Source organism: Pseudomonas paraversuta (assembly GCF_904067025.1).
Taxonomy (GTDB): Bacteria; Pseudomonadota; Gammaproteobacteria; order Pseudomonadales; family Pseudomonadaceae; genus Aquipseudomonas; species Aquipseudomonas paraversuta.
Map to the genome: position 1 here is coordinate 2,462,851 of NZ_CAJFDA010000001.1, position 24,987 is coordinate 2,487,837.

General features: G+C 60.3%; 18 protein-coding genes, 1 pseudogene and 1 riboswitch. Of the genes and pseudogenes, 8 read left to right on the forward strand and 11 right to left on the reverse strand.

The features are described from left to right. Positions 1–18 precede the first annotated feature (18 nt). From JQ848_RS11300 to JQ848_RS11320, 5 genes are all read left to right on the forward strand, one after another. Positions 19–1,041, forward strand: coding sequence for a zinc-dependent alcohol dehydrogenase family protein (locus JQ848_RS11300; protein WP_127195441.1), 1,023 nt, complete (start codon positions 19–21; stop codon positions 1,039–1,041). Positions 1,042–2,025: 984 nt separating this feature from the next. Beyond that, positions 2,026–3,675 (forward strand): VRR-NUC domain-containing protein, encoded by a 1,650-nt coding sequence (locus JQ848_RS11305; protein ID WP_127195440.1) that lies wholly within the window; start codon positions 2,026–2,028, stop codon positions 3,673–3,675. Then, entirely contained in the window at positions 3,672–5,924 is a 2,253-nt protein-coding gene (locus tag JQ848_RS11310; RefSeq protein WP_202211284.1) for an ATP-dependent DNA helicase, read from the forward strand. Before JQ848_RS11305 ends, JQ848_RS11310 begins: the two co-directional genes overlap by 4 nt. Positions 5,925–5,997: 73 nt before the next feature. Next, on the forward strand, positions 5,998–6,387 hold the full coding sequence (locus JQ848_RS11315) for a RidA family protein (protein WP_003445324.1): 390 nt from the start codon (positions 5,998–6,000) through the stop codon (positions 6,385–6,387). Positions 6,388–6,433: 46 nt separating this feature from the next. Beyond that, positions 6,434–7,645: an amino acid deaminase gene (locus JQ848_RS11320; protein ID WP_003445325.1), complete on the forward strand. Its 1,212-nt coding sequence runs from the start codon at positions 6,434–6,436 to the stop codon at positions 7,643–7,645. 101 nt (positions 7,646–7,746) lie between these two features. On the opposite strand, the gene JQ848_RS11325 is transcribed toward JQ848_RS11320, so the two are convergent. Both JQ848_RS11325 and JQ848_RS11330 read right to left on the reverse strand, forming a co-directional pair. Beyond that, positions 7,747–8,022 carry a peptidylprolyl isomerase gene (locus JQ848_RS11325; protein WP_003445327.1) on the reverse strand — a complete coding sequence of 92 codons (276 nt, stop codon included), beginning with the start codon at positions 8,020–8,022 and terminating at the stop codon, positions 7,747–7,749. A 69-nt stretch (positions 8,023–8,091) separates the two neighbouring features. Beyond that, a pseudogene (locus JQ848_RS11330) lies at positions 8,092–9,390 on the reverse strand (ATP-binding protein); the annotation flags it as partial. 242 nt (positions 9,391–9,632) lie between these two features. Here JQ848_RS11330 and JQ848_RS11335 point away from each other — a divergent pair. Further along, positions 9,633–10,934, forward strand: coding sequence for an OprD family porin (locus JQ848_RS11335; RefSeq protein ID WP_202210698.1), 1,302 nt, complete (start codon positions 9,633–9,635; stop codon positions 10,932–10,934). 574 nt (positions 10,935–11,508) lie between these two features. Here JQ848_RS11335 and JQ848_RS11340 read toward each other — a convergent pair. The 8 genes from JQ848_RS11340 to JQ848_RS11375 all read right to left on the reverse strand — a co-directional run bounded on the left by JQ848_RS11340 (position 11,509) and on the right by JQ848_RS11375 (position 21,035). Beyond that, a complete protein-coding gene (locus JQ848_RS11340; RefSeq protein ID WP_127195635.1) occupies positions 11,509–12,444 on the reverse strand; it encodes a carbohydrate kinase family protein in 936 nt (311 codons plus the stop codon). Between the two features lie 5 nt (positions 12,445–12,449). Continuing rightward, a complete protein-coding gene (gene xylB, locus JQ848_RS11345; RefSeq protein WP_202210699.1) occupies positions 12,450–13,931 on the reverse strand; it encodes a xylulokinase in 1,482 nt (493 codons plus the stop codon). Between the two features lie 197 nt (positions 13,932–14,128). Next, a complete protein-coding gene (locus JQ848_RS11350; RefSeq protein ID WP_127195437.1) occupies positions 14,129–15,604 on the reverse strand; it encodes a mannitol dehydrogenase family protein in 1,476 nt (491 codons plus the stop codon). 20 nt (positions 15,605–15,624) lie between these two features. After that, positions 15,625–16,728, reverse strand: a complete 1,104-nt coding sequence (locus tag JQ848_RS11355; protein ID WP_010656545.1) for an ABC transporter ATP-binding protein — start codon at positions 16,726–16,728, stop codon at positions 15,625–15,627. A 22-nt stretch (positions 16,729–16,750) separates the two neighbouring features. Then, positions 16,751–17,584 (reverse strand): carbohydrate ABC transporter permease, encoded by an 834-nt coding sequence (locus tag JQ848_RS11360; protein ID WP_202210700.1) that lies wholly within the window; start codon positions 17,582–17,584, stop codon positions 16,751–16,753. 7 nt (positions 17,585–17,591) lie between these two features. Beyond that, positions 17,592–18,518, reverse strand: coding sequence for a carbohydrate ABC transporter permease (locus JQ848_RS11365; protein WP_003445367.1), 927 nt, complete (start codon positions 18,516–18,518; stop codon positions 17,592–17,594). A 130-nt stretch (positions 18,519–18,648) separates the two neighbouring features. Then, entirely contained in the window at positions 18,649–19,959 is a 1,311-nt protein-coding gene (locus tag JQ848_RS11370) for an ABC transporter substrate-binding protein (protein WP_003445369.1), read from the reverse strand. 140 nt (positions 19,960–20,099) lie between these two features. Further along, positions 20,100–21,035 carry an AraC family transcriptional regulator gene (locus JQ848_RS11375; protein ID WP_050949476.1) on the reverse strand — a complete coding sequence of 312 codons (936 nt, stop codon included), beginning with the start codon at positions 21,033–21,035 and terminating at the stop codon, positions 20,100–20,102. Between the two features lie 102 nt (positions 21,036–21,137). On the opposite strand from JQ848_RS11375, the gene cobF reads away from it, so the two are divergent. After that, positions 21,138–21,896 carry a precorrin-6A synthase (deacetylating) gene (cobF, locus tag JQ848_RS11380; RefSeq protein ID WP_202210701.1) on the forward strand — a complete coding sequence of 253 codons (759 nt, stop codon included), beginning with the start codon at positions 21,138–21,140 and terminating at the stop codon, positions 21,894–21,896. A gap of 243 nt (positions 21,897–22,139) precedes the next feature. Here cobF and JQ848_RS11385 read toward each other — a convergent pair whose 3' ends face one another. Further along, positions 22,140–23,438, reverse strand: a complete 1,299-nt coding sequence (locus JQ848_RS11385) for a glycosyltransferase (RefSeq protein ID WP_202210702.1) — start codon at positions 23,436–23,438, stop codon at positions 22,140–22,142. A 184-nt stretch (positions 23,439–23,622) separates the two neighbouring features. Continuing rightward, positions 23,623–23,821, forward strand: a riboswitch (cobalamin riboswitch). 93 nt (positions 23,822–23,914) lie between these two features. Here JQ848_RS11385 and cobW point away from each other — a divergent pair. Continuing rightward, positions 23,915–24,985, forward strand: coding sequence for a cobalamin biosynthesis protein CobW (gene cobW / locus JQ848_RS11390; RefSeq protein ID WP_003445375.1), 1,071 nt, complete (start codon positions 23,915–23,917; stop codon positions 24,983–24,985). Positions 24,986–24,987: the final 2 nt, after the last annotated feature.

Sequence of the window (24,987 nt, forward strand, 5' to 3'; positions counted from 1 at the left end):
AATTAGGCGAGGTTTGTAATGTCGCGCACGATCCGTTTTCACAAGTTTGGCCCGGCCGAGGTACTCACGTGCGAAGAGCACGAGGTCGCTGCGCCTGCGGCCGGGGAAGTGCAGGTGCGTGTCCAGGCTATTGGTATCAGCTGGTATGACGTGCTCTGGCGGCAGAACCTGGCCCCGAGCCAGGCCCGCTTGCCTGCAGGTATCGGCCATGAGATGGCCGGTATTGTCACTGCCGTAGGTGCCGGTGTGGAGGATCTGGCGGTGGGTGACAAGGTCGCCAGCTTTCCCGGCCAGAGTGCCAACGACTATCCCACCTATGGCGAGCTGATCGTGATGCCGCGTTCGGCCCTCACTCGCTACCCGGATGTCCTGACCCCGGTTGAGGCCAGTGTGCATTACACGCCTTTGCTGATCGCCTACTTTGCCTATGTCGATCTGGCGCGGGTCAAGCCCGGCCAGACCGTGCTGATCACCGATGCCAGCCACTGCGCAGGGCCTTCGTTCGTGCAACTGGGCAAGGCGTTGGGGGTCAAGGTCATTGCGGCGACCCGGGATGCTGCAGAGCGTGAAGGTTTGCTGGCTCTGGGTGCAGACAAGGTCATAGTCACCGAGGAGCAGGACTTGCTGATGCAAATCAACAAGATCACTGACAACAAAGGGGTCGACGTTGTACTTGACGGCCTTGGCGGCCCGCAGATGTCGGTGCTGGGTGATGTGCTGGCCCCCCGGGGCAGTCTGGTGCTGTATGGCCTGCAGGGCGGCAACAACACCCCGTTCCCGGCCTGTGCGGCGTTCCAGAAGAACATCCAGTTCTTTGTTCACTGTATCGGTAACTTCACCGGCAAGCCGGAGCTGGGCATTGCCCAGGATGAAGAAGCCATGCAACGGGCGCTGCGCGAGATCAACCAGTTGACCGCCGACCGGGTGCTGTTGCCACTGGAAGTGCGGGTGTTCCCCTTTGAAGAGTTCGTAGAGGCCCATCGCTACATGGACGATTGCCCGTGCCGTGGGCGGGTCGCCTTGCAACTGACCGACGCCTGAAACTGCCAACGCCCCCCAGTGCAAGGCTAAGGGGCGTTGATTTCACCCCGTGGTCTGCATCGCTGGCAAGCCAGACTCCCTCAAGGAGAATTGACCGGGTTGATTCTGTAGGAGCGGGCTTGCCCGCGATGCGGGGTCAGACGCAGCACCCCGTGGTCAGCATCGCTGGCAAGCCAGACTCCCACAAGGAGAATTGACCGGGTTGAGTCTGCAGGAGCGGGCTTGCCCGCGGTACGGGATCGGACGCAGCACCCGGTGGTCAGCATCGCTGGCAAGCCAGACTCCCACAGGGAGAATCGACCGGGTTGAGTCTGTAGGAGCGGGCTTGCCCGCGATGCGGGGTCAGACGCAGCACCCGGTGGTCAGCATCGCTGGCAAGCCAGACTCCCACAGGGAGAGTTGACCGGGTTGAGTCTGTAGGAGCGGGCTTGCCCGCGATGCGGGATCGGACGCAGCACCCGGTGATCGGCATCGCTGGCAAGCCAGACCCCCACAGGGAGAATCGACCGGGTTGAGTCTGCAGGAGCAGGCTTGCCCGCGGTGCGGGGTCGGACGCAGCACCCCGTGGTCTGCATCGCTGGCAAGCCAGACTCCCACAGGGAGAATTGACCGGGTTGAGTCTGCAGGAGCGGGCTTGCCCGCGATGGGGGGGCGGACGCAGCACCCCGTGATCGGCATCGCTGGCAAGTCAGACTCCCACAGGGAGAATTGACCGGGTTGACTCTGTAGGAGCGGGCTTGCCCGCGATGCGGGGTCAGACGCAGCACAAGGTGGTCAGCATCGCTGGCAAGTCAGACCCCCACTGGGAGAATCGACCAGGTTGAATCTGTAGGAGCGGGCTTGCCCGCGATGCGGGATCGGACGGCGCCCACTGATTTTTCATTAACAACCCGCACCACTCATCCAATAGGGTTTGCCAGAGCACCGGGCAAACTGATATCTGTACGCATATCCAGTATTCGACACCAGTGGTTTGTCCTGCCCGTGATTTCCGATCCTCTTGAAGATCCGCTTTATTACCTGAAGAATTTCCAGCACGTGCTCGGCTGGATCGCGACCCGCTACAGCGATGTCCTCAGTACCGAAGAGCAGCAATTCATCGCCGGTTTTGCCCTGTTGCCCAATGCCTCCCAGGCGCTCTGGGTGCGCATGATCATGCGCAAGGGGCAGCACTTTCGCGCAAGCAAGCTCGACTACCCGGAAATCGGTGATTGCGCGCAGGCGGCTGCGCCTCTGCTGGCTCTGGGCTGGCTGGATGACCAGGCGCCCCTGGCCCTGGCCGAGGTGTTTGAAGTGCTGACCAAGCCGGAAATCCAGGCACGGTTCAGCGCCCATCTCACCCGGCCCAAGGGTAAAAAAACCGATTGGCTGCAGGACCTGGCCGGCGACTTTCCGCAAATACAGAGCCTGTGCGCATGGCACCCCACGCTGCAAGAACCCCTTTACAGCCTCGGCAACCGGGCGCTGGGGGATCGCCTGCGGCTGATGTTCTTTGGCAATCTCAGTCAGGGCTGGTCAGATCTGGTGTTGGCCGATCTGGGTCTGTTCACCTACGAAAAGGTTGATATCAGCCCCGAGTCACGGGCCTTGCGCTGCCGGGCCGATATTGACGGTTATCTGCATCTTTATGCCTGTCGCGAACAGTTTGAAAGTGCTGGCGATGTGAGTGCCGTGCTGCCAGCGGTGCTGGACTACGTGGCAGATAACCCCTGGCTGCAACGACGCAGGGCGCGCTTGCTGTTCCAGTTCGGCCAGCACCACGAACGGGCAGGGGAGCTGGCCCGGGCACTGGAGGTTTACCAGCACTGCGGGCACCCCGAGGCGCGCCTGCGCATGATCCGGGTACTTGAATTGCTGGAGCAATACCCGCAGGCCATGACTCTGGCAGACGCTGCGCAAGGTGCGCCGTTCAACGACGCCGAGCATCAGCAATTGCAGCGCATGCTCCCGCGGCTGCGACGCAAGCTCGGACTGCCGGCGCTGGTGCGAACCAAACCCAGCCCCCCTGAACGGTTGGACCTGAGCCTGGAGCGCCTTGAGGCAACCTCGGTCGAGTTCATGGTGGTGGCACATCTGCACACGCCGGACGAGCCCGTGCATTACGTTGAAAACACCTTGATCAACGGACTTTTTGGCCTGTTGTGCTGGCCGGCCATTTTTGCACCGCTGCCCGGGGCATTTTTTCACCCGTACCAAAGCGGCCCGGCTGATTTGCTGGAGCAAGACTTCTACCTGCGCCGGGCCGAGCTGTTCGAAGCCTGTCTGGCGCAGCTGGACAGTGGCCAGTACCTGAAGACTGTCCGCGATGCATATAGCGCCAAGTTCGGTGTGCAATCACCCTTTGTGGCCTGGAACTATCTGAGCGAGGCGCTGCTGGAAGACGCACTGACCTGCCTGCCGCCCGCCCACTTGAAGGTCTGGTTCCTGCGCCTGCTGCAGGACATCAAGGCCAACCGCTCGGGCATGCCGGACTTGATCCAGTTTTGCCCGGCGCAAAAAACCTACCGCATGATCGAGGTCAAAGGCCCGGGTGACCGTTTGCAGGACAACCAGCTGCGCTGGCTGGACCTGTGCGAGCAACATCAAATGCCCGTCACCGTCTGTTACGTGCAATGGCAGGCCCCGGGCCCTTGAACTATCGGGTGGCAGTCCGTGCCCTGTGCGAGTTCACGGCCAAGGTCGGCGATCTGGACTTGCGCTTCACCCCGTCACCCACGGCCCAGCAGGGAATTGCCGGGCATCGCACCGTCGCTTCCCGACGCAGTGCCGGGTACCAGGCCGAGTTGAGCCTGGAGGGGCAGTTCGGCGCATTGACCGTACGCGGCAGGGCGGACGGCTATGACCCGTCGGGCAATGTGCTGGAGGAAGTCAAAACCTATCGCGGCGATTTCACGGCGATACCGGCCAATCACCGTCAATTGCACTGGGCCCAGTGCCGGGTTTACGGCTGGTTGCTCTGTCAGAGCCTGCAGTTGCCCGAGGTCAATCTGGCACTGGTGTATTTCGATATCGTCAGCGAGCAGGAAACCCGGCTCCAGGAAACCTGGAGCGCCGAGCGGCTGCAGGACTTTTTCAATCAGCAATGCAGGTTGTTTTTGACCTGGGCCGATCAGGAAATGGCCCATCGTGAAGCGCGGGATGCGGCGGCCCGCAGCCTGGCGTTCCCTCATCCACAGTTTCGTACCGGGCAAAGGGCTCTGGCCGAAGCGGTGTACAAGACCGCCAGCGGCGGGCGCTGCCTGATGGCCCAGGCGCCCACCGGCATTGGTAAAACCATCGGTACGCTATTCCCCTTGGTCAAGGCCATGCCGGCCCGGGAACTGGACAAATTGCTGTTTCTGACGGCCAAGACCCCCGGGCGCAAGCTGGCTCTGGATGCCGCTCAGGTGCTTTATCCGCGAGCTGCCAACCCGGCGCTACGGGTTTTGGAACTGGTGGCCCGGGACAAGGCCTGTGAATACCCGCAGAACGCCTGCAATGGTGAATCCTGCCCGTTGGCCAAGGGTTTTTATGACCGCTTGCCGGCAGCGCGGCTGGCGGCTGTCGCACAGTCGCCGCTGGACCAGCAGACCCTGCGCGAGGTGGCCCTGGCCCATCAGGTCTGCCCGTATTACCTGAGCCAGGAAATGGCACGCTGGGCCGACCTGATCATTGCCGATTACAACTACTACTTCGATTTCACGGCCTTGCTTTATGGCCTGGCCCAGGCCAACCAGTGGCGGGTCGCGACCCTGGTGGACGAGGCGCACAACCTGGTGGAGCGCGGGCGCCAGATGTACAGCGCCAGTCTGCACCAGCAAACCCTCAATAGCGTGCGCCAGGATGCCCCGCCAGCGCTGGACAAGGTATTCAAGCGCCTCAATCGGGAATGGAATGCCCTGCACAAAGACCAGCCAGGGCCTTATCAGGTGTACGGGCAATTGCCGGCTAAATGGCTCAATGCCTTGTCCGGCTGCATCACCGCCATTGGCGACTACCTTAACGATCACCCCCAGGGGCTGAGTGGAAAACTGCAAGGCTTCTACTTTGAAGCCCTGCAATTCAACCGGGTGGCGGAGTTGTTTGATGCACATTTCCTGTTCGACGTGAGCCTGGTTGAAGGCGGCAAAAAACGCCTGTCACAACTCAACCTGCGCAATATTGTGCCGGCGCTCTTTATCGGCCCGCGACTGGCCAGTGCGCAGAGCAATGTGCTGTTTTCCGCCACCCTCAGCCCGCGGACCTATTACACCCACTTGTTGGGGCTGCCCACTGATGCGGTGTGGATCGATGTGGAATCGCCGTTTCAGGCCCGGCAACTGGCGGTACAGGTAGTCAGCCGGATATCCACCCGCTTTGTGCATCGCCAGGCCTCGCTGGAGCCCATCGTGGAGCTGATCTGCGGGCAATTCACCCGGCGCCCCGGCAACTATCTGGCCTTTTTCAGCAGCTTTGATTACCTGCAACAGGTGGCCGGCTTGCTCGCCGAGCGCTATCCGCACATTGCCCAGTGGTCCCAGGCTCGGGGCATGGATGAAGCAGCGCGCCAGGGGTTTCTCGATCAATTCACGCTCTCGGGGCAGGGCATTGGCTTTGCGGTGCTGGGCGGGGCGTTTGGCGAAGGCATCGATTTACCCGGTGCACGGTTGATCGGTGCCTTTGTCGCGACCCTGGGGCTGGCGCAGTTGAACCCGGTCAACGAGCAGATCAAGCAGCGCATGGGTGCCCTGTTCGGTGCCGGGTATGACTACACCTACCTGTATCCGGGGGTGCAAAAAGTGGTGCAGGCGGCAGGGCGGGTGATTCGCACCCAGGATGATCAGGGCACGTTGTTTCTGATTGATGACCGGTTTGCCGAGCCCAAGGTGCAACAGCTGTTCCCGCGCTGGTGGCAGTTGGGTTGAGAGCGCAACCTTGTGGCACACTGCTGAGCCTGTGGTGCATGACGCGCCTTGTCCAAGCAGTGGAGTTTTATCGATGAGCATCAAACGTTTCGGTACCGGCGCAGTAGGCGCAGGTGGTCAGCCTTTACCTTTCGCCCGCGCTGTTGAAGCCGATGGCTGGCTGCATGTGTCGGGTCAGGTGGCCATGGAAAACGGTGAAATCATCAACGGCGGCATCGTTGAACAGACCCACAAGACCATGCAAAACCTGATCGCGATTCTTGAAGAAGCCGGCTATGGCCTTGAAGACGTGGTCCGCGCTGGCGTGTGGCTGCAGGACCCGCGGGACTTCTGGAGTTTCAACAAGGTGTTTGCCTCGTATTTCAAAAGCGAACACGCCCCGGCCCGCGCCTGTGTCCAGGCGATGATGATGGTGGATTGCCGGGTCGAAATCGACTGCATCGCCTACAAGGCCAAGCGCTAAACCCTGGCTCGCTAACAATATAAAATGTGAGGAGTCGAGTGTGTCGATGACGTTGAACAATGCCCAAGTACTCAAAGGTGCTGCCAACCCCGCCGACCATCTGGTGCGTGATGTCAGTTTGCCGGCGCTGGTGATTCACCGGGCTGCACTGGAACACAATATTCGCTGGATGCAGGACTTCGTCAGCCGCAGCGGCGCAGAGCTGGCGCCCCACGGCAAGACCAGCATGACCCCGGCATTGTTTCGCCGCCAGCTGGCGCAAGGCGCCTGGGGTATAACCCTGGCCAGTGCAGTGCAGACCTGCACGGCCTATGCCGGGGGTGTGCGCCGGGTACTGATGGCCAATCAATTGGTCGGCCGCGCCAATATGGCGTTGATCGCCGGTTTGCAACAAGACCCGGCCTTCGAATTTCATTGCATGGTTGATCACCCGGATAACGTCCAGGCGCTGGGGGCTTTTTTTGCCGAGCGTGGTCAGCGTCTGAACGTGATGATCGAATACGGTGTGGTGGGCGGCCGTTGTGGCTGTCGTACCGAGCAAGAAGTGCGGGCCCTGGCTGCTGCGATCAAGGCACAACCGGCCCTGGCGCTGACCGGCATCGAAGGCTACGAAGGGGTGATCCACGGCGAGCAGGCGGTCAGCGGGATTCGCGCGTTTGCCGCTTCCCTGGTACGCCTGGCCCTTGAACTGCAACGTGACGGCGCCTTTGCGCTGGACAAGCCGATCGTCACGGCCTCGGGCTCTGCCTGGTATGACCTGATTGCCGAAGGTTTCGCCGCCGAGGCGGCCAGCGGGCGTTTTCTGAGCATTCTGCGCCCCGGCAGTTATGTGGTGCACGATCACGGGATCTACAAAGACGCCCAGTGCTGCGTGCTGGACCGTCGCAGCGACTTGCACGAGGGCTTGCGCCCGGCGCTGGAAGTCTGGGCCCATGTGCAATCGTTGCCGGAACCGGGCTTTGCGGTGATTGCCCTGGGCAAGCGCGATGTGGCCTACGATGCGGGGCTGCCGATGCCGTTAAAGCGTTACCGCGAAGGGGTATTGCCGGCCGTGGGTGATGACGTCAGTGCCTGTACGGTCACGGCGGTCATGGATCAGCACGCGTTCATGACGATCGCTGCGGGCACTGAACTGAAGGTGGGCGACATCATCAGCTTCGGTACCTCGCACCCTTGTCTGACGTTCGACAAATGGCGCACGGGCTGCCTGGTGGACGAGCAACTGAATGTGGTCGAGAGCCTTGAAATAGTGTTCTGAAACCAGCGCACCAGGCTTGTGTAGGAGCGAGCTTGTCTCGCGAGCTTTTGTGCCGCTAACAGCTCGCGAGGCAAGCTCGCTCCTACAGGTTTGGTGGTGTTTCAGTCGCGGTAGAACACCTGTACCAGGTGATAGCCGAACTTGCTTTTGATCGGTCCGTGCACCACCCGCAACGGCTTTTTGAAGATGATCTGGTCGATAACGCCAACCATCTGCCCCGGACGAACCTCACCCAAATCCCCCCCACGCTTGCCTGACGGGCAGGTGGAGAATTTTTTCGCCAGCACATCGAAGGCTTCGCCCTTGGCGATGCGTTGCTTGAGCGATTCGGCTTCTTCGGCGGTTTTCACCAGGATATGGCGGGCTTGAGCTTTCATGGGGCGTATACCTTGAAACTGTGGGGCAGATTGCGCGGCCGCGGATTATGCCTGAGTTTTGCTGTTGTAGCGCGGCAGGTACAGGCGCACGCAGGTACCACTGTCGAGTTCGCTGCTGATGGTCACATGACCGCCGGACTGCTGGGCAAAGCCGTAAATCATCGATAACCCCAGGCCGGTGCCCTGGCCTACAGGCTTGGTGGTGAAAAAGGGGTCGAAAGCCCTGGCCAGAATCTGCGGGGACATGCCGGTGCCGTTATCACAAACCTCCAGCAGTACATACTCGCCGGATTTGACCGGTTCCAGACTTTGCAGGTCACTGGTATCCAGGTGGCTGTTGGCGGTCTTGACCACCAGTTTGCCGCCGTCGGGCATGGCATCGCAGGCGTTGATAATCAGGTTGAGCAGGGCGCTTTCAAGCTGGCCGGTATCGGTATTGACGGCCCAGATGTCCTGGCCCAGATCGACCTGCAGGTCGATGTGGGCACCCTTGGTACGACTGAACAGCTCCTGCAGTGAGCTCACCAGGGCATTAGGGTCCAGAGGTTTGCGATCCAGCGACTGGCGGCGGGAAAACGCCAGCAGACGATGGGTCAGGGCGGCTGCCCGTTGCGCTGAAGCGACGGCGGCATCGGTGAAGCGGACTATTTCGTCACTGCGCCCGGCCGCGATATAGCGCTTGGCCAGGTCCAGGCTGGCGATGATACCGGTCAGCATGTTGTTGAAATCATGGGCTATACCGCCGGTCAGCTGGCCAACGGCTTCCATTTTTTGCGCATGCCGCAGGGTGTCTTCAATCCTTTCGCGCTCGATCATCTCGCGCTGCAGTTGATCGTTGGCCTCGGCCAGGGCCTGGGTGCGTTCCGTGACACGCTCTTCAAGGGTGTCATTGAGCTCGCGCAAGGCCTGCGCCGTACGCTTGATAGACGTGCGGCGCCTGGAGGTCTGAACCGCAACCATCAAAATCCCGGCCACCTTGTGCGTCTCATCGAAAACGGGACTGAAGGTCAGGTCAAGCCACAGCTCGGTTGCCAGATACTGGTCCGGAAGCACGTAGTACTGATCAAGATAGGAGCGGTTTTCACCGGCCAGTACGGCCTCGATAATCGGCTGGCTGTATTCACGGAACTCCGGCCAGCAGCGCTGCATGGGCTGACCAAAGGCGCCCGGGTGCTTGTTACCCGCCAGCGCTGCAAAACTGTCGTTGTAGATCTGGGTCAATTGCTCGCCCCAAAACAGCAACATCGGCAGCGGGGAGTTGAGTACAAGCTGTGCGCTGGTGCGCAAGCTCTGAGGCCATTTTGCGACTTCACCCAAGGGGCTGCGGGCTAATGCCCCACGTTGGCTGACAGAAAATACGGCGCTCATGGATAAGTCCCGAGATTGAATCTGAAAATGTACCTATTAAAGGCTGAGTGAAGGCTAAATGCTATCATTGGTACTAACAAGTCCGGCTTAGACAGTACGACTAAGGTCGAGTGAGGCTCAGGCTTGGCCTTTCGTACAATTGCGCTCTCATTTTTGATCGAAGAATCCCGTTTGGGTCGTTAACCCCAGGCGCGTCTTCGATTGTTTCTGTTTTGCGCGTCATTCGCTGCTGGAGCTTGTCCATGGTTGTCCCTTTTTCATTGTTGACGCATTGCCGGGTTGCACGTGTCGGCGCACTGGCGGTGTGTACCGGTATTGCAACACAGACCCAGGCTGGCGGGTTCATTGAAGACAGCAGCGCCAGGCTGGAAGCGCGAACGGTGTATTTCAACCGTGATTTCCGTGATGGCAGCACTTCAAACCCCCAGGGCGCCTCCAAGCGTGACGAGACGGCTCAAGGCTTTATTCTCAATCTGCAATCGGGCTACACAGAAGGCACGGTGGGCTTCGGGCTCGATGCCTTGGGCATGTTGGGGCTGAAAATCGACTCCAGCCCCGCTGACAGCAACAGTGGCTTGCTACCTTCGACCGGCAGTGATCCCCGTCGTTCCAAGGATCAGTACGCCAAATTCGGCCTGACCGGAAAAATGCGGGTATCGCACAGCGTTCTGAAGTACGGGGCGTTGCTGCCGGACCTGCCATTGCTCAAGTACAACGACGGCCGTCTGCTGCCAACCATGTTCAATGGCGCGATGCTGGAGTCCCGGGAATTGCGCGACCTGAAGTTCACGGCCATGCGCCTTGATCGCTATACCGCACGGGACTCCACCGACGCTCAGGACCTGCGCCTGAACTGCAAGAACAAGCGTTATGCCTGCAATATCACTGCCGATCATTTCAATATGTACGGCCTGGACTACAAGGTGAACGAGCGGCTGACAGCGCAATACCACTATGCCGAGCTGGAGGACATCTACCGCCAGCAATTTATCGGGATAGTGGCCAGTCAGCCTGTGGGTTCGGGCGTCGTGTCGGCCGATGTGCGTTTGCTCAAGAGTGATGACGCCGGTTCGGCCAAGGCCTCGACCATTGATAACCGGGCGCTTGGTGCCCTGTTCAGCTACGCATTGGCCGGTCATAAATTCAGCGCCGGCTGGCAGCGCATGAACGGCGACACCTCGATGCCGTACCTGGATGGCAGCAACCCGTATCTGGTCAACTACCTTCAGGTCAACGACTTCGCTAACGCCCAGGAGCGTTCGTGGCAGCTGCGTTATGACTATGACTTCAAGGCGGTGGGCATTAACGGCTTGTCGTTCCTGACCCGTTACGTCAATGGTGACCACATCAAAGTGGTTGGCCGTAGCGAAGAAGGCAAAGAGTGGGAACGCGACAGCGAGCTCAAGTACATAGTGCAAAGCGGCAGGTTCAAGGACGTCAGCCTGCGTTTGCGCAATGCCACCTATCGCACCAACTACGCGCAGTTCGCCCGCGATGTTGATGAGACCCGCCTGATCGTCAGCTATAACCTGTCGATCTGGTGATACCACGCCCCTAAACCCTGTAGGAGCGAGCTTGCTCGCGAGCTTTTCAACCAAACCGCGAAGAGCTCGCGAGACAAGCTCGCTCCTACAGAGGTCGGGGTGTGATCAGTCCAGCTGGTGGCGGTAGGGCAGTTCCGGCCCGGTTTTGCTGCAGGTCCCCGATCTCCCCCAACCTGTAGGAGCGAGCTTGCCTCGCGAGCTTTTCAACCAAACCGCGAAGAGCTCGCGAGACAAGCTCGCTCCTACAGAGGTCGGGGTGTGATCAGTCCAGTTGGTGGCGGTAGGGCAGGTCCGGCCCGGTTTTGCTGCAGGGCGCCGATCTCCCCCAACCTGTAGGAGCGAGCTTGCTCGCGAGCTTTTCAACCAAACCGCGTAGAGCTCGCGAGACAAGCTCGCTCCTACAGAGGTCGGGGTGTGATCAGTCCAGTTGATGGCGATAGGGCAGATCCGGCCCGGTTTTGCTGCAGGTCCCCGATCTCCCCCAACCTGTAGGAGCGAGCTTGTCTCGCGAGCTTCTCAACCAAACCGCGAAGAGCTCGCGAGACAAGCTCGCTCCTACAGAGCCGGGGTGTGATCAGTCCAGCTGGTGGCGGTAGGGCAGGTCCGGCCCGGTTTTGCTGCAGGTCAGCGCCGCCGCGCGGCTGGCGAAGTCCAGCAGGGCGCCGATCTGGTTTTTGCTCAACTGTTGCAAACCTTCAATCGAGTCCAGTCCATGCTCGGTCAGCCAGGCAATCACTGCCGCCTGAAAGGTATCGCCCGCACCCACGGTGTCGGCAACCTTTACTGCACTGGCCGCAACCCTCTGATGGCCATGCTCGCTGAATACGCTGGCGCCCTGGCCGCCACGGGTCAAAAACACCAGTTGGCAGCGCTGGCCCAGCCATGACCGGGCTATCTGTTGCGGGTCTTGCCCCGGGTACAGCAGTTCGAGATCTTCATCGCTGACTTTGATCAGGTCGGCATAGGGGATCAGTTGCTTGATCCGCTGACGCCAGATCTCTATATCCGGCTCCGGGTTGAGTCGCACGTTCGGGTCGAGGCTGATCAGGCGCCGTCCGCTTTCGCGTCTGACCAGTGCCAGCAGGGTGTCGGCAACGGGTTGCACCACCAGAGAGAACGACCCGACATGGATGCCCCGTATCTGCGTGCTTAGCTGCGGCAGATGATGGAGTTGCAGTTGCCGGTCGGCGCAGCCTTCGCCGCGAAAGCTGTAGGCGGGCGAACCCTTGGCGTCCAGCGCGACCATGGCCAGGGTGGTGGGAGCCTCCATATCCAGTAAAAACGCCTGGCTGACGCCTTCCTCGGTCAGTACCTGCTTTAACCGACGGCCAAGGTAATCGGTGGACAACCCGGCAAACATGCCGGCTTCGACGCCCAGGCGTCGCAGGCCCACGGCGACGTTGAACGGCGAACCTCCGGCAAGCGCCTTGAAGTCCACTTTGCCCGCCTGTTGGCTGCTGTCTGCCTGGGCAAAAAAATCAAACAGCGCTTCACCACACACCAGATACATAGCATTCACTCGGATAAGGCCGCGACCTGTAGACGGTAGCGCACATAGGATTGTTCATAGGCCGCGACGTTTTTGGCGTCGGGCCTGGTTTCGCTGGCGTGGTCAAGGCGCACGCAGCGTTGGCACAGTTGCTCAAGGCTGTCGGCACCTGTACACCATGCCGCCTGAATGGCTGCGCCCAGTGCCGCGGCTTCACTTTGTTCGGCACAGATGACCCGGGTGTCCATGATATCGGCCACGATCTGACGCCACAGCGGGCTTTTCGAGCCACCGCCGACCAGCAGGATGGTGTGGCTTTGCAAGCCGTTGCGGCGCAGCAGGTCAAGACCATAACGCAAACCGAAGGTGGTGCCCTCGATTGCTGCCCGGCAAAAATTGGCCTGGTTCAGATTGGTCAGGGTCAGGCCGTGGAAACTGCCGGTGGCGTCGGGTAGGGCGGGCACCCGTTCACCGTTGAGAAACGGCAGCAGGCTGACGCCTTCGGCGCCTATCGGTGCCTGGCCGGCCAATTGATTGAAGGCATCCAGGGACAGGCCAAACAGTTCGCGTATGGCGCTGGTGACATTGGTCAGGTTGAGGGTGCAAATCAGCGGCAGCCAGCCACCACTGGACGAGCAAAAATTGGCAACCGCTGGCTCCGGGCTGGCCTGGGGCTGCGGGTCAAAGGCGTAGACGGTGCCGGATGAGCCGAGGCTCATGGTGATGATCCCGGGTTGGATATTGCCGGTGCCTATGGCCCCCAGCATATTGTCGCCGCCGCCGCTGCAGACCACTGCCTCGGGGTTGAGGTCCAGCAAGCGGGCAATTTCAGGCCGCAGCGTGCCTGCAGCGGCACGGGATTCGATCAGCTCGGGCAATGCTCGTTCCAGGCGCCCCTCGGGGTCGATATAACGCAGGATGTCGAGGTCCCACTGCCGGGTGCGCACGTTGAAATAACCGGTGCCGGAGGCATCGCCGTATTCACTGCAGTATCGGCCGGTCAGCCAGAAATTCAGATAGTCATGGGGCAACAGGATATGGGCGATGCGCTCAAACACTTGCCGATGGTGGTGGCGGGTCCAGAGCAGCTTGGACACCGTATAGCCGGGAGCTATTACCAGCCCCAGGCGTTGCAGTGAGCCGGCCTCACCGCCTAGCCACTCGAGCAGTTGGCGGTTTTCAGGGGTGGACTCGGTGTCGCACCAGAGTTTGGCCGGGCGCAGCACAGTGCCATGTTCATCCAGCAGCACCAGCCCGTGTTGCTGACCGCTGACCCCGATACCACTGATTTGCTGACCGCTGACTCCGGCGGCCGCCAGCGCCTGTTGCGTGGCTGTCGTCAGGGCCTGCAACCATTGGCCGGTGTCCTGCTCGCGGCGACCGTGCTCACCCTGCATCAGCGTGTGCGGCGCCGAGCCCTGACCCAGAACCTGACCGCTCTGGCTGTCCAGGATCAGCGCCTTGGTACCCTGGGTGCCGCAATCGATACCGAGAAATAAGTGATTCATGGGGCGTTGACCTAATCAGAATCCGGAGAAATACCGCAAACCCTAAAACCACTGCTATCTCAATTGTAGGAGCGAGCTTGTCTCGCGATGGCCTCGAGCGCGTCGTGTTCAACTTGTAAAAACGCGTTATCGATAACAATCATCGCGAGACAAGCTCGCTCCTGCAGGAGGGCAGTACGGCATTGCGGCAGAACAGTTCAGAGCTGTACCAGCTGTTCCAGAGTGGCGGTTACCCCCACCTCTCGCAAACTGTTGAGGCACCACTCAAACGCCGCTACAAACTCGGCAGACTGGGCAATGGCTCCGCCAAATATCTCCTCTGCGCCCAGCAAGCGCTGCACGATCAGCGGGTCATCCTTGACCAGCGCCTGACAATAGTCAGCCCTGGGGTCGGGTATGGCATAGGTCTGGCCATTCTCGTCAACCCCCTTGAGATACAGGGCCCAGGCCGCCACCACCAGCGCCGCACGCTTGAGCTCGCGACCATCGGCAATCAAGCGGTTAATGGTCGGTACGGTGAATTTGGGGAATTTTGACGAACCATCGGAGCACACGCGCTCCAGCTGGTCGGCGATGGCCTGATTGGAGAACCGTTGCACCAGGGTGTCTTTGTACGCCGTGAGGTCAATCCCGGGCACCGGCGCCAGTTGCGGGGTCACGTCCAGATCCATGTAGGCGCGCATATAGGCCACGAACAGCGGGTCATTCATGGTCTCGTGGACGAAACGATAGCCCTTGAGAAACCCCAGGTAGGTCAGCGCCAGGTGACTGCCATTGAGCAGTTTGATTTTCATCTCTTCGTAGGGCGTGACGTCATCGGTCATTTGCACGCCAACGGTTTCCCAGGCCGGGCGGCCGGTGCTGAACTTGTCTTCAAGTACCCACTGGATAAACGGCTCGCAGACCACCGGCCAGGCGTCGTCGATGCCCAGTTGATCGTGCAGTTGCAGGCGATGGGCGTTGCTGGTCATGGGGGTGATGCGGTCAACCATGGCGTTGGGAAAGCTGACATGGGTCGCGATCCAGTCGTGCAGGTCGGCATCGCTCAGGGCTGCATAGGCCAGCAGGGCTTTGCGCGCCACGCCGCCGTTGTGGGGCAGGTTATCGCAAGACATCAGGGTAAAGGCGTCCGTACCCGCTGCCCGGCGTCGGGCCAGGGCGGCAAACAGCACGCCAAATACGGTTCGCGGTTGTTTCGGGTGGGCCAGATCCCGCTGAATCCGGGGCAGGGTGGCCATGAATTCGCCGCTGCTGTCGTCAATGCAATAACCGCCTTCGGTAATGGTCAGCGAGACAATCCGGATGTCCGGGCTCGCGAGCTTGTCGAGCACAGCCTCGATACTGTCTTCGGCCAGCAGCATGTCACTGATGGAGCCGATGATGCGGCTTTGGGTGTCGTCGCTGTCGCCCAGTTCGAACAGGGTGTAGAGATAGTCCTGCCCGGCCAGGTCATCGCGCATTTTGCGGTCTTCGGACCGCAGGCCGATGCCGCAGATGCTCCAGTCCAGGTCGCGGCCCTGATTCATCAGCGCATCGGTATAAAAGGCCTGGTGCGCGCGGTGAAATCCACCGACCCCGATATGGGCTATGCCGTGCCGTCTGTCGCTCGCGAGGTAAGCTGGCTTTTCAACTTTACTGGTCAGGTTATCGAGGTTGCGGCGATTGAGTTTCATGGGTGCGATCTCAAAAAACGTTAGGCAGCAGCGCGCAGCGGGCGGGTGATCGCCAGCCCCTGTGCGTCGAATAGGTGGCAATGTTCACTGTCCAGGTGCAAGTGCAACTGCTCGCCGTACTGGCTCGCCATGTCCCCGCGAATGCGCATGGTCAGCGGTTCGCCGCAGGCAGTAATCACATGGCAATAGGTGTCGCTGCCCAGGCGCTCGCCGACATCGGCGGTGACGGTCAGGGTGCAATCACCGGGTCTGGCCAGGTTCAGGTGTTCCGGGCGGATCCCCAGGGTAACCTCGCCGCCAATGCTCAGTGACGCGCCGCTCAGGGGCAACTGGATACGGGTACCGGCGTCCAGTTCAACTTCGCAGCCTTGGCCATCGACCCGACTGACCTTGCCTTTGAGGAAGCCCATTTTCGGGGTGCCGAGAAAACCGGCGACAAACAGGTTGACCGGCTGGTGGTACAGATCCAGCGGCGAGCCGACCTGCTCGACCTTGCCGGCGTTGAGTACCACCACCTTGTCGGCGAGGGTCATGGCCTCGACCTGATCGTGGGTCACGTAAATCATGGTCGCCTGCAGTTCCTGATGCAGACGCGCCAGTTCCAGGCGCATCTGTACCCGCAGGGCGGCATCGAGGTTGGACAGCGGTTCGTCAAACAGGAATATCTTCGGGTTGCGCACGATTGCCCGGCCGATTGCCACCCGCTGGCGTTGCCCGCCGGACAGGTGCTTGGGCTTGCGCTCGAGCAAAGGCGCAAGCTCGAGAATACGCGCCGCTTCGTTGACCTTTTTTTCGACTTCGGCTTTGGCCACACCGGCCAGGTCGAGGGCGAACGACATGTTTTTACGCACGGTCATGTGCGGGTACAGGGCGTAAGTCTGGAACACCATCGCCAGATCACGCTTGGCCGGGCTGACTTCGGTGATGTCGCGTCCGTCCAGCTCGATGGTACCGTCAGTCACTTCTTCGAGCCCGGCAATCAGGCGCAGCAGAGTGGACTTGCCGCACCCCGACGGGCCGACGAAGACCACGAACTCACGGTCGTTCACTTCAAGGTCGATGCCCTTGATGATCGAAAAACCTTCAAAGCCTTTTTGCAAATTCTTGATTTTCAGGTTGGCCATGATGGGCCTCCAAAGGTGATTTTTATTTGACTGCGCCAAAGGACAAGCCGCGAACCAGCTGTTTCTGGTTGATCCAGCCAAAAATCAGGATAGGGGCACAGGCCAGGGTCGAAACGGCAGACAATTTGGCCCAGAACAAGCCTTCGGGGCTGGAGTAGGAAGCGATCAGCGCGGTCAGTGGCGCGGCGCTGGATGACGTCAGGTTGAGTGACCAGAAGGCCTCGTTCCAGCACAGGATCAGCGACAGCAGCAGGGTCGAGGCCAGCCCGCCCTTGCTGATGGGCAGCAGTACGCGAAGCATTTCCTGCCACAGAGTGGCGCCATCAAGGCGGGCCGCTTCCAGGATGTCCTTGGGGATGTCCTTGAAGTAGGTGTAAATCATCCAGACCACGATCGGCAGATTGATCAGGGTGTAGATGATGATCAGAGCGGTCCGGGTGTCCAGCAGGCCGAAGGATTTGGCCAGCAGGTAAATCGGCATCAGCACCCCCACCGGCGGCAGCATTTTGGTGGAGAGCATCCACAGCAACGTGCCTTTGGTCCGTTTGGTCTCGTAAAAGGCCATGGAGTACGCGGCCGGGATGGCAATCAACATGCTCAGGGCAGTTGCGGTGAACGAGATCACCACCGAGTTCCAGGCGAAGTGGAAATACCCGCTGCGCTCTTCAATGTGCAGGTAGTTCTCCAGGGTCGGAGTGAAAATGAACTGCGGCGGCGTGGCGAATGCGTCGATCTCGGTTTTGAAGCTGGTAAGCACCATCCAGAAGATCGGGAAGAAAATCAGGATGGCGATGGCCCAGGCCAGGGTGCCCAGCAGCAGGCTTTGCAGGCGACGCGATTGTTGCAGTGTCATCACTTGGCCCTCACGGCTTGTCAGTCAGGTTTTTACCCAGCATGCGCACCAGGATGATGGCTGCGATGTTGGCAATCACGACCGCGATAAGACCACCGGCCGAGGCCATGCCCACATCGAACTGCACCAGCGCCTGGTTGTAGATCAGGTAGGCCAGGTTGGTCGACGCATAGCCGGGGCCGCCATTGGTGGTGGTGAAGATTTCGGCAAACACCGAAAGTAAAAAGATGGTTTCGATCATCACCACCACGGCGATGGGGCGCGCCAGGTGTGGCAGGGTCAGGTGCCAGAAAATCGCGATGGGGCCGGCGCCATCCAGGCGAGCGGCTTCTTTTTGATCCTGGTCGAGGGACTGCATGGCGGTCATCAGGATCAGAATGGCGAAGGGCAGCCATTGCCACGACACAATGATGATGATCGACAGCAGCGGGTAGTGCGCCAGCCAGTCAACCGGCTGGGCGCCAAACAATTTCCAGACCGCGGCGAGCACGCCGGACACCGGGTGAAAGATCAGGTTTTTCCAGATCAGCGCGCCCACGGTGGGCATGATGAAAAACGGCGAAATCAGCAACACCCGCACGATGCCGCGGCCCATGAACTCACTGGCCTCCAGCAGGGCGCTGATCAACACCCCGAGGACCACACTGATCAGCAATACACTGCCCACCAGCAGCAAGGTATTGGTGGCGCCGGGCAAGAACCCCGAGTCGGTCAGGAAGTAGGTGAAGTTTTCCAGCCCTACAAACTGGTTTTCGCCCGGGTACAGCAGGTTGTAGCGAATCAGCGAAAAGTACAGGGTCATGCCCAGCGGTACGATCATCCACAGCAGCAATAGCGCCACCGAAGGCGTGACCAGGAACCAGCCGGGGTTGAACAGCCGTGATTTACGCACCGGCAACGGGGCGTCAATCGCCGGGGTAACAGTCGAAGTGGTCATGGTGAATGGCACCTGTGCTTTTGCGGGCGCTGGCTTGCCTGCGATGGCGTCTACTCAATCTGAAAATCAGATCGGGTTGTTAGCATCGCTGGCAAGCCAGCTCCCACAAATTCGGGAGGCTATCCCGCTTTTATTTTGGGTAACCCGCGCGTTTCATTTCGCGCTCGGTGGTCTGTTGTGCTGCGGCCAGGGCCTGGTCAACCGTCATCTGGCCAATCAGCGCGGCGGAGAACAACTTGCCGACCTGGGTACCCACGGCCTGGAACTCCGGGATGGTGACCAGCTGTATGCCGACGTAAGGCACAGGTTTGAGGGTAGGGTCATTGGGCTTGGCGGCCTTGAGCGATTCCAGGGTCACCTTGGCAAAGGGTGCAGCCTTGAGGTAGGCGTCACTGTAGGTCGAGGCGCGGGTGCCCGGCGGCACATTGGCAATGCCGTCTTTCTCGGCCACCAGTGCCCCGTACTCCCTGGAGGTGGCCCAGGTGCTGAAGGTTTTGGCGGCGTCCTTGGCCTTGGACGTAGTGGGGATGGCCAGCGCCCAGGAATACAACCAGGCGCTGCCTTTGTCGGTCACTGCATGGGGGGCGAAGGTGAAACCGACCTTGTCGGCCACTTTGCTCTGGGTCGGGTCGGTAACGAATGAACCGGCGACGCTGGCATCGACCCAGATCGCGCATTTGCCGCTGTTGAACAGCGCCAGGTTTTCGTTGAAGCCGTTGCTGGTGGCACCCGGAGGGCCCGAGGCTTTCATGGTGTTGACGTAAAAGTTGAGGGCGTTCTTCCACTCGGGGCCGGTAAATTCAGGCTGCCACTTCTCATCGAACCAGCGCGCGCCGTAGGCATTGGCGACCGTGCTGATCAGCGCCATGTTTTCACCCCAGCCCGCTTTGCCCCGCAGGCAAATCCCGTATTGCTCTTTTTCGGGTTTGTTCAGGGTTTTGGCGAATTCTGCAATCTGCTCCCAGGTCGGGTGCTCGGGCATGGTCAGCCCGGCTTCCTTGAACAGGTCGGTGCGGTAGTAGGTCATCGAGCTTTCGGCATAAAACGGCAGGGCGTAAAGCGTGCCCTTGACTGACAAGCCATCGCGTACCGAGGGAAATACATCTTCAATGGCGTAGGACGCAGGCAGCTCGTTCATCGGTTCCAGCCAGCCCTTGGCTCCCCAGAGTGCAGCTTCGTACATGCCGATGGTCAGTACATCGAACTGGCCACCCTGGGTGGCAATGTCTGTGGTGAGGCGTTGGCGCAGTACGTTTTCTTCCAGCACCACCCAGTTCAGCTTGATATCCGGGTGTTCGCTCTCGAAGGTTTTGGCGAGCTTCTGCATGCGGATCATGTCGCTGTTGTTGACCGTCGCAATGGTCAGCGTTTGTGCGCCCAGGCTGATACCGCTGAGGGTCATGCACATGGCTACACATAACGCTTTGACAGGAATATTCATTGAGCACTCCACTTCTTCGGCCAAGGCGGCCTTGAAGGACGGTTATTGTTTTTATGGCTGCCCGCTGACACGAGCGCATAGGGCCGATTACAGCCCTCAATCACCGGCGTGACAAATCACTGGTAGCACTGCAACCGATACTATTTTGCACTGCGCAGACGTTCGCTCAGCACCGGCAGGTTTTGCTCGGTCAAACGCTGTACGGCCAGACGGCGGTAGTGTGACGGGGTCATGCCTTTAAGTTGCTGAAAGCGCCGGTTGAAGTTGGAAATATTGCTGAAACCCGACTCGAAGCACACGTCCGTTACCGCTTTGCGGCCATCGGCGAGTAATTCGCAGGACTTGCTGATGCGCAGGCGATTGACGAATTCGATAAAGCAGCGCCCCGTGGCTTGCTTGAATACCCGGGAAAAGTAGGTAGGTTTCATGCCCATGTAGTCGGCGACTTCTTCGAGGGTCAGCTCCCGGGCATAGTGACTGAAGATGTAATCCACGGCGCGGTTGGTCCGCTCTATGGTGTGCTCGTCGGCCAGGTTGCCTGAGGTGACGCCGGACAGCAGTTGATAGTTGTCGCAGTCGGCCAGCAGCTCCATCAGGATCAGAAAGTGCCCGAGGCGGGTCACTCCGGTGGCATTGGCAATGGTCTGCATCAAGGCCATGGCTTTGCGGATGGTGGGCTTGCAGTGAAACTCGATGCCGTACTGGGCCCGCTCCAGCATCGGCGTGAGACCTTTGAGCTCGGTAAACACCGAGGCGGCGCTGCCCAGCAGCTCATCGGTAAAATTGACCAGCATGTCGCGCTTGGGCACCACTTCATCTGCGGCCACCTGGCTGATCCAGTTGTGGGGCAGGTTGGGGCCGGTGAGGAACAGCGTCTCGGGGTAGAAGTTACCGATATAGTCGCCTACGAACACTTTGCCGCTGCTGGCCACAATCAGGTGCAGCTCGTATTCCTTGTGGAAATGCCAGCGTACCAGCGGGCAAGGGAAGCCATGCTGGCGATAAATGATCGACAGGCCATTATGGTCATCCATCAATTCGTATGAAGGGTCTGTAGCTCGGGCGAGACGAGTCATGGGCTTGGCCGTTGGTGGTCTTGTTATGGGGCTGATCATGCTGTCTTTTGAAAATTCCTGCCAGCCACGGCTCAATTTCCTGCCTGTTCAAGGATAGACACTATGAAAACACTGTTATTGATTGGCATGGGCTCGGGCAATCCGCAGCAGATCACCGTGCAGGCAATTGAGGCACTGAACCGCACCTCGGTGTTCTTTGTGCTGGACAAGGGCCAAACCACTGACGATCTGGTGCGGCTGCGGCTGGAAATCTGCGAGCGTTACATCCGTGAGCCGGGTTATCGGGTGGTTCAGGTCAGTGATCCGCAGCGTGACAGTGCTGCCCCGTCCTATATACAGGGGGTTGAGGACTGGCATGAGCTGCGGGCCGAGGTGTTTGCGCGGCTGATCGAGGACGAGCTGGGGGAGGGGGAGTGCGGGGCATTTCTGCTCTGGGGCGAGCCGGCTTTGTATGACAGCACCTTGCGCATTCTGCAGCGGGTGCGGGTCAATGGCTGCAGCGGGTTCGACTATGAGGTGATCCCCGGTATCAGCAGCGTGCAGGCCCTGGCGGCCCGGCATCGGGTGGCACTCAATGACATCGGTCAGCCGATCCGTATCACCACGGGGCGGCGACTGGTGGCCGAAGACCTGGACAATGTGGTGGTGATGCTCGATGCCCACTGCGCGTTCCAGGCTTTTGTCCATGAAGACCTGGATATTTACTGGGGCGCCTATATCGGCACAGCGGACGAGATCCTGATTGCCGGCAAGCTGGCGGATGTCAGCCAGCAGATCAGGCATGCCCGAGAGGCGGCCAGGTTGCGCAAGGGCTGGATCATGGACACGTATTTGCTGCGCCGGTCAGCGAAATCGGACTGACCCCATCGCGAGGCAAGCTCGCTCCTACAGGCGACCGGGGGGATCTGTGGGGGTGACCTGTGGGAGCTGGCTTGCCAGCGATGGAGGCAACCGGGTGGTGGTCGGGTGCTGCCATCGCGAGGCAAGCTCGCTCCTACAGGCGACCGGGGTGATCTGTGGGAGTGACCTGTGGGAGCTGGCTTGCCAGCGATGGAGGCAACCGGGTGGTGGCCGGGGTGCTGCCATCGCGAGGCAAGCTCGCTCCTACAGGGAGTGGCTACGGTTCTTGGCTTCGATCCACTGCGACATGTATTGGGTGCTCTTGTGCTGGTGATGACGCAACATGGCTCCGGTGAAGTTGTTGCGCCGGTGCTGTTCAAGCTCCGCGCGGCAGGCTTCGATGCGTTGCACCAGCGCCGGGCCATGGCTGGCTTTGAGGTACCGCGCCTGCAGTAACGCCTGGCCGTTGTGTTGCGCCTGCTGCCACGCCTGGGGGTTGCGGTACAGCTCGACGGCCGCCTGCGCAATGGCGCTGGCACTCTGTTCTACGGCTCCGGCCCACGGCATGTCACCGTGCATGCCTTCCGCACCCACCGGGGTTGTGACGTTCGGGGTGCCGCAAAGCATGGCGTCGGCGATTTTGCCTTTGATGCCGGCGCCAAAGCGTAAAGGGGCCAGGCAGATCCGTGCGTTGCTCATCACGGCCAGGGCATCCTCGGCCCAGTTGAGTACATGAAAACCCTGGGCCGGGTTATGCAGGGCCGTGGCTTTGGGCGGCGTGTAGGCACCGTAGACATGCAGTTGGGCGTCGGGCAGTTGCTGGCGGATCAGCGGCCAGATATGGGTTTTCATCCATAACACGGCGTCCCAGTTCGGCCCATGGCGGAAGTTGCCGATGCTCAAGAAATGCTGGCGCTGCTCGTAAGGCACGAATTGCTCAGGGACGCTGTCAACCATCAGCGGACACCAGTGCAACAGTGCCTCGGGAACCTGAAACTGCTCCACCAGAAGATCGATTTCGTATTCGGAAATCATCAGGTTCAGGTCGCTGCGGTAGATCGCGGCGATTTCGCGTTGCGCAAGGTCGGCATCGGCCATGTGTTCAAAGGTGGTACGTTGCCCCGGGGCGAACAGGCTGCTGAAGTCATCCTGCTCCGGGTTGTGCTTGAGCCGCGCCTTGAGTTGCAGGTGACGGGCGTCGCGCAGGCTTTGCAAGTCGGAGGTTTCCAGGACACGCAAGGCATTCGGGCAGTGCTTCTCAACGCGCCAGCCGAACTGCTCCTCCATCATGAAACGGTCGAACAGGACGATGTCCGGGGCCAGTTCACTGATAAAGGTGTCGAAGCTGCTGTTATTGAGCTCGATCCCCACTTCATTGATGCCCAGCGCTGCCAGGTCGGCCTTGTGCTCGCCAACCCCGGCCGGGCTACTGAAGGTGATCTGCCAGCCGTGCTGCAAGAAACTGTCGATGATTTGCATCATGTGCCCGCCCGCCGCAGAAGAGCGAGGCTCGGGCCACACGTAGCCAATGATCAGGACGTGGGTTGGGCGAGGGGACGACATGGGCGGTTCCTTGAAGCCTGAGGCTGAAAAAAGGCGGCAATTAGAACACAACACTGCATTGATCATGTGTGGGAGCTGGCTTGCCAGCGATGAGGTCGCCATGATCGGTCCTGCAAGCCGGGTTGAATCCATCGCTGGCAAGCCAGCTGCCACAGGATGACATTGACCTGTTACAAAGCACTGCGTAGCCTTGCACGTTCGAGGTTCTTCGCCACGCGAAGCTAAGAAGGGAACGCGGTATGCCGCGGCTGCCCCCGCAACTGTAAACGGTCGATGACCTTGCAATGCCACTGCTGAACAAGCGGGAAGGCGCAAGGTCGGTGTCAGCCCCCGGCTGATACCCCGCCGTAAGCCAGGAGACCTGCCTCGTCACAGATTCTTACTTCAACCGGGCGGGGTGATCCGGTGGCGAAGACTGACCGCACACAGCCTGCGGTCGTCGTCCCGTATGCCCGCCGCTTGCCAAAGGGCATCCGATGAAAACACTGGCCAAAATCCCTGTCACTATCGTTACCGGCTTTCTCGGTTCGGGCAAAACCACACTGCTGCGGCACATGCTGGATAACGCCCAGGGCCGCCGTATTGCGGTGATCGTCAATGAGTTCGGTGAGCTGGGTATCGACGGTGAAATCCTCAAGCAGTGCACCATCGGCTGCACCGAAGAAGAAGCCAACGGCCGCGTTTATGAACTGGCCAATGGTTGCCTGTGCTGCACCGTGCAGGAAGAGTTCTTCCCGGTGATGCGCGAACTGGTGGCCCGTCGCGGCGATATCGACCATATCCTGATCGAAACCTCGGGCCTGGCCCTGCCCAAACCTCTGGTGCAAGCCTTCCAGTGGCCGGAAATCCGCAGCGCCTGCACGGTTGACGCGGTTATTACCGTCGTCGACAGCCCGGCTGTGGCTGCCGGCACTTTTGCCGCGTTCCCGGATCAGGTCGACGCCCAGCGCAAACTCGACCCGAATCTGGACCACGAGTCGCCTCTGCACGAGCTGTTTGCTGATCAGCTGGCCAGCGCCGATCTGGTGATCCTCAATAAAGCCGACCTGATCAGCCCTGAAGATCTGGCCCGGGTGCGCGCCGAAGTCGCCGAAGAGCTGCCACCTGCGGTGAAGGTGATCGAGGCCAGCAGCGGCCGCTTGCCTCTGGATGTGCTGTTGGGGCTGGGTGCCGGCTCCGAGGATCATATCGATGACCGCCACAGCCACCACGATCACCACCACGACGGTGATGATGACCACGACGATCATGACCACGATGCCTTCGATTCCATTTCCATCGAGCTGCCTGAAGGCGAAGAAAGCGTATTGATGCAAGCCCTGACGCAACTGGTGGTCCAGCACGGCATTCTGCGGGTCAAAGGCTTTGCCGCCATCCCGGGCAAGCCGATGCGCTTGTTGATCCAGGGCGTGGGTACCCGCTTTGACAAGCACTTCGACCGTGCCTGGGGCCGCGATGAAGCACGCAGCACCCGGCTCGTGCTGATCGGTCAGGATCTGGACGCGGCACTGCTCGAGTCCACCCTGCGCACAGCGTTGAGCGCTTAAAC

What these genes read in the sequence shown, in the direction of transcription:
- JQ848_RS11300 (WP_127195441.1), top strand. Translation starts at nt 19, where the DNA reads ATGTCGCGCACGATCCGTTTTCACAAGTTTGGCCCGGCCGAGGTACTC.
- JQ848_RS11315 (WP_003445324.1), top strand. Translation starts at nt 5,998, where the DNA reads ATGAGCATCAAACGTTTCGGTACCGGCGCAGTAGGCGCAGGTGGTCAG.
- JQ848_RS11320 (WP_003445325.1), top strand. Translation starts at nt 6,434, where the DNA reads ATGACGTTGAACAATGCCCAAGTACTCAAAGGTGCTGCCAACCCCGCC.
- JQ848_RS11325 (WP_003445327.1), bottom strand. Translation starts at nt 8,022, where the DNA reads ATGAAAGCTCAAGCCCGCCATATCCTGGTGAAAACCGCCGAAGAAGCC.
- JQ848_RS11335 (WP_202210698.1), top strand. Translation starts at nt 9,633, where the DNA reads ATGGTTGTCCCTTTTTCATTGTTGACGCATTGCCGGGTTGCACGTGTC.
- JQ848_RS11340 (WP_127195635.1), bottom strand. Translation starts at nt 12,444, where the DNA reads ATGTATCTGGTGTGTGGTGAAGCGCTGTTTGATTTTTTTGCCCAGGCA.
- xylB (WP_202210699.1), bottom strand. Translation starts at nt 13,931, where the DNA reads ATGAATCACTTATTTCTCGGTATCGATTGCGGCACCCAGGGTACCAAG.
- JQ848_RS11350 (WP_127195437.1), bottom strand. Translation starts at nt 15,604, where the DNA reads ATGAAACTCAATCGCCGCAACCTCGATAACCTGACCAGTAAAGTTGAA.
- JQ848_RS11355 (WP_010656545.1), bottom strand. Translation starts at nt 16,728, where the DNA reads ATGGCCAACCTGAAAATCAAGAATTTGCAAAAAGGCTTTGAAGGTTTT.
- JQ848_RS11365 (WP_003445367.1), bottom strand. Translation starts at nt 18,518, where the DNA reads ATGACCACTTCGACTGTTACCCCGGCGATTGACGCCCCGTTGCCGGTG.
- JQ848_RS11370 (WP_003445369.1), bottom strand. Translation starts at nt 19,959, where the DNA reads ATGAATATTCCTGTCAAAGCGTTATGTGTAGCCATGTGCATGACCCTC.
- JQ848_RS11375 (WP_050949476.1), bottom strand. Translation starts at nt 21,035, where the DNA reads ATGACTCGTCTCGCCCGAGCTACAGACCCTTCATACGAATTGATGGAT.
- cobF (WP_202210701.1), top strand. Translation starts at nt 21,138, where the DNA reads ATGAAAACACTGTTATTGATTGGCATGGGCTCGGGCAATCCGCAGCAG.
- JQ848_RS11385 (WP_202210702.1), bottom strand. Translation starts at nt 23,438, where the DNA reads ATGTCGTCCCCTCGCCCAACCCACGTCCTGATCATTGGCTACGTGTGG.
- cobW (WP_003445375.1), top strand. Translation starts at nt 23,915, where the DNA reads ATGAAAACACTGGCCAAAATCCCTGTCACTATCGTTACCGGCTTTCTC.